Source organism: Candidatus Eisenbacteria bacterium (assembly GCA_035712145.1).
GTDB lineage: Bacteria > Eisenbacteria > RBG-16-71-46 > RBG-16-71-46 > RBG-16-71-46 > DASTBI01.
The window spans coordinates 1-4,153 of sequence record DASTBI010000114.1 but is presented as its reverse complement, the minus strand read 5'-3'; the positions used below and the strand labels follow the sequence as shown (position 1 = coordinate 4,153).

Here is a 4,153-nt window from a genome sequence, read left to right as displayed (position 1 = left end):
TGATGGTGCCGGTGGTCTACACGCTGCTGGCGCGCTTCGCACCCGTCCGCGCGAAGGAGTCACGAGGCGTCGAGGTCGAATCGATTCCGGGAGCGGCGGCGCAGCCGGCACGGCCGAAGTAGGGAACCTCGCTCGCCTCGACTCCGGCCTCTCGCGACCGGAGTCGAGGCGCCAGCGCTCTACCCGATCACCACGAATGACGACGAGGTTCGCCGCGAGCCTTGAGTGAGCCGCACCGTGTAGCGGCCCGCGGACAGCTTGTCGAACCGGACCGTGGTCCACCCCGCGGCGCCTGCATTGTGATCACGGGATGCGACGAGACGTCCGCTCACGTCGAACACCGAGAGCCTGGTCTTTCCCGGCCCGGGCACGCTGAAGCTCACCGCCACCGCTCCCACCACCGGGTTGGGAATGCGAAGGGCCAGCCTCGCCTTGCTATCGCCCACACCCACGGTCGCGTTGATCGAGCCGGTGACCCCTGCGTAGTTCGTGGGGGAGTTGGCGCCGACGGACGTGGCATGTGCGTGGTGGGATGTGATGGTCAACGAGTTGACCCCATCGGTGGGCAGAACGCCCGCGCCGAAGGTGAAGGTGCAGTAGGGCACGTACGAGATGGCATCCCCAGTCCTGGCGAAGAAAGGCACCGATCCGGCGGGGATGACGTAATCCGGGGTCGGGGCTCCAGGCAGTCCAACGAATGCCGGCGTGGCCAGCAGAATGTGGCGGCCACCGGTCGGCGGGGCCACGTTGTTCGTGATCGTGAAGCTGCGCGAGTTGCTGGTGACGTTGTGGCCGCCAGTGCCCGTTTCGAAATCCCCACCCAGGGACTCCTTGACTTCGATGAACTGAATCGTGCCGTCGGAGTTGCTGTAGATCTCGTTCACGTACCAGGTGTGCCCTCCGCTGAGCGCGGTGCTCACGCTTCCGAGAATCATGGATGCCGAGAGAGCAATGACGAGACTCTGCTTCCGCATGACGAACCTCCAGGGGGGACTCGTCGATCTCGTCTTCAGGCAGGAGTACCGAAGCCGAGGAGGACGATCGTCCGTGGCAGGCGGGAAGCGTAGCACCGGACAGCCTTCGGGTCTCCAGGATCCTGGCCACCGGGCGACGTCGGGACTCCGGGAACACGTCGCGCGGCGCGCCTCGAGGTCACGGGATCTCGGCGGGCTCGGCCTGGCGGCGCAGGCGGCGGCCGATCAGGTCGACCGCGATGTAACCGCCCAGCAACAGGACGGTCCCCACCACGAACCAGATGAGCTTGTCCTTGAGGACGTGCACCAGCGCTTCGGGATCCTCGAGGAGTCGTGGCTGATCCGCCAGGACGCGCGCGCCGAACCAGGCCAGGATCGTGCACCAGGTGAAGGATCCGAGCAGCGTCATCAGGCTGAAGCGCCCGAACGGCATGCGCGCCGCGCCGGCGGGCAGCGACACCAGGTGCCGCACCACCGGCAGCAGGCGGGCGAAGAAGATGCCGGCCATCGAGTAGTGGTTGATCCACTGCTCGGCGAGCAGCCACTTCTTCTCCGGCACGAAGAAGTAGCGGCCGTAGCGCATGATGAGCGGCCGTCCTGCCCGGCGCGCGACCCAGTAGGAGAGCGCCGAGCCGGCCCAGGAGCCGAACGTGGCGGCCGCCACGACACCCCAGAAGTCGAACCGGCCCTGCTGCGCCCAGTAAGCGGCCGGCGGCACCACGACTTCGCTCGGCAGCGGGAACACCGTGGACTCGATCGCCATCATCACGAACACGCCGGCATAGCCCCACTCGAGCGTGAGTCGGAACCAGAGCTGGAAGAGGGAATGGAACACGTCTTTTCCTAGCGCGAGCCCTGGCGTGGGATCGGAGAGTCGATCATCGTCGTGTCGTGCTGGGTGAATCGAGTCCTGGTGGAATCGCCCCCCTTGGACGACGGCGTCCCGGAGCGCTGATCGCGGCACTCGCCTGCGCCGAGCAGCGCCACCAACAAGACCAGCAAGATCAGCCTCACCGGGCCGTCCTCGACGTTGCGTCGGCCTGCACCGTCTCCGCCCATCCGTAGTCGTCGCCGTCTCGCTTCGGCTTGCCCATGGCGATCAGCGGATCGTGCTCCAGCACGATCCAGGCATTCTCGGAGATGGCGCGCTCGAGCAGCGCCTGCTTCTCCTGCATGGTCTCGATGGCGGCGACGTCGTAGCCCATCACGAACGGAATGCGCACGTGGCTCGACGTGGGAATCAGATCGGCGACGTAGTAGAGAACGCCTTCGGGACCGGACACCCGCACCAGCTGCTGCCCGCGGGTATGGCCCTCCGCCGGGATGAGCTCGATGCCCGGCCACGACTCGCGCGGGCGCTCCCAGGTGTCGAGCGCGCCGTGCTCGGCGAGCGGCTCGAAGTTCTCGGGCATGTAGGACGCCCGCTCCCGCGCATTCGGGTGACGCGCATTCTCGAGGTTGCGGCGCTGGACGTGATAGCGCGCCTTGGGAAAGGTCGGAACGACCTGGCCCCCGTCCAGCTTGGTCGACCCTCCGGCGTGATCGAAATGGAGATGCGTGAGCAGGACATCGCTGATGTCTGCCGGGGTCAGGTCGAGCGCCGCAAGTGAGCGCTCCAGCGTATGGACGTCGTGCTCCACCCGATAGATTTCGGCCAGTTTGGGCGCGAACTTGTGGCCCACCCCGACGTCCACCAGGATCCGCCCTTCATCGCCTTCGAGCAGCAGGCAGCGCATCGCAAGACGGATGCGGTTCCTGTCGTCGGGCGGCTGGAGCTTGGACCACAAGGGCTTGGGGACCGAGCCGAACATCGATCCGCCATCGAGCCACAGGTAGCCCGTTTCGAGCGTCTGCACCTTCCATGGGCCGATCGTCTGCGGGGCGCTAGACATTGATCGCTCGCTTGGCCACGGCGAGCGCGGCTTCTCTCACCGCCTCGGGCAACGTGGGGTGAGCGTGCACCGAGCGGGCGATGTCCTCCGCGCTCGCGTTGAGCTCCATGGCGGTCGCCACCTCGGCGATCAGGTCGCTGGCTCGGGGTCCCACGATGTGCGCTCCAAGAATCCGATCGGTCTTCGCGTCCGCGAGGATCTTCACCTGGCCATCACGCTCCCCCATCGCCTTGGCCCGGGCATTGGCGAGGAAGGGAAACGTTCCGATCGCGACCTGGATGCCGGCCTCGGCGGCTTCCTCTTCACTCTGTCCGACCGATGCCAGCTCGGGCCAGGTGTAGACCACGTTGGGAATACAGCGATACTCGACGTGTCCGGGAAGCCCGGACATGCGCTCGACCGCGGCGATGCCTTCCTCTTCCGCCTTGTGGGCCAGCATCGGGCCCTTGATGACATCGCCGATCGCGTAGATGCCTTCGACGCTGGTCTGGTAGTGCTCGTCCACGGCGATGCGACCGCGCTCGTCGAGCTTCACGCCAGCTTCCGCGGCGCCGAGACCCTCCGTGTATGGCCTCCGACCCACCGCCACCAGGAGCACGTCGCACCTGGTCTCGGAAGCTTCGCCTCGCGACTCGGCGGGCTTCACCGTCACGATCACCTGCTGTCCTTCGACACGCGCGCCGCCGGCCGACGTCTTGAGGCGAAATTTCATGCCCTGCTTTTCGAGCGACCGCTGGAGGAGCACGCCGCTCTTCCGGTCCATGCCGGGAACGATGCGATCCATGTACTCGAGGACCTCGACCTCGGCGCCGAGACGCATCCAGACGGAGCCCAGCTCGAGCCCGATCGCGCCTGCCCCGATCACCACCATCCGCTTCGGCACTTCGGGCAGAGCCAAGGCGTGGGTGGAATGGACGATGCGCCGGTCGTCGTACTCGATCCCTTTGAGCGCCGCCGGCTTGCTGCCGGTCGCAATCAGGATCCGCTTCGCCTGCAGCGTGCGGGCGCCCTCGGGACCGGTCACCTCGACCCGCCCCGCGCCTTGGATGCGCGCCGCACCGGTCACGCGATCCACCTTGTTCTTGCGGAACAGGAACCCGATGCCGTTCGTCAGCTCCTTCACCACCTGGTCCTTGCGCGCCAGCATGGTGGGCAAGTCGAGCTCGACCTGGGCCTTGATGCCGTGGGCCGCGAAGCCATGGCGGGCGAGCGAAAAGTGCTCGCTTGAATCCAGCAGGGCTTTGCTCGGGATGCATCCGACGTTGAGGCAAGTCCCGCCCAGCGTGG

Annotated in this window: 5 protein-coding genes; all 5 read right to left on the bottom strand. The window is 66.8% G+C overall.

Features of this window, described 5'->3' with window-relative positions; all coding sequences use genetic code 11:
• Window positions 1-179: 179 nt before the first annotated feature.
• Window positions 180-974: a T9SS type A sorting domain-containing protein gene (locus tag VFQ05_06775; GenBank protein ID HET9326454.1), complete on the bottom strand. Its 795-nt coding sequence runs from the start codon at window positions 972-974 to the stop codon at window positions 180-182.
• 178 nt (window positions 975-1,152) lie between these two features.
• Window positions 1,153-1,809 (bottom strand): DedA family protein, encoded by a 657-nt coding sequence (locus VFQ05_06770; GenBank protein ID HET9326453.1) that lies wholly within the window; start codon window positions 1,807-1,809, stop codon window positions 1,153-1,155.
• A gap of 8 nt (window positions 1,810-1,817) precedes the next feature.
• The gene (locus VFQ05_06765; GenBank protein HET9326452.1) at window positions 1,818-1,988 is read right to left on the bottom strand and encodes a hypothetical protein; all 171 of its coding nucleotides are present in this window, start codon (window positions 1,986-1,988) and stop codon (window positions 1,818-1,820) included.
• Window positions 1,985-2,866 (bottom strand): MBL fold metallo-hydrolase, encoded by an 882-nt coding sequence (locus VFQ05_06760; protein HET9326451.1) that lies wholly within the window; start codon window positions 2,864-2,866, stop codon window positions 1,985-1,987. The genes VFQ05_06765 and VFQ05_06760 overlap by 4 nt, the downstream gene beginning before the upstream one ends.
• On the bottom strand, window positions 2,859-4,153 hold a 1,295-nt coding region (gene lpdA, locus VFQ05_06755; protein HET9326450.1), incomplete at its 5' end, for a dihydrolipoyl dehydrogenase. The genes VFQ05_06760 and lpdA, both read right to left, overlap by 8 nt.

What these genes read in the sequence shown, in the direction of transcription:
- VFQ05_06775 (HET9326454.1), bottom strand. Translation starts at nt 974, where the DNA reads ATGCGGAAGCAGAGTCTCGTCATTGCTCTCTCGGCATCCATGATTCTC.
- VFQ05_06760 (HET9326451.1), bottom strand. Translation starts at nt 2,866, where the DNA reads ATGTCTAGCGCCCCGCAGACGATCGGCCCATGGAAGGTGCAGACGCTC.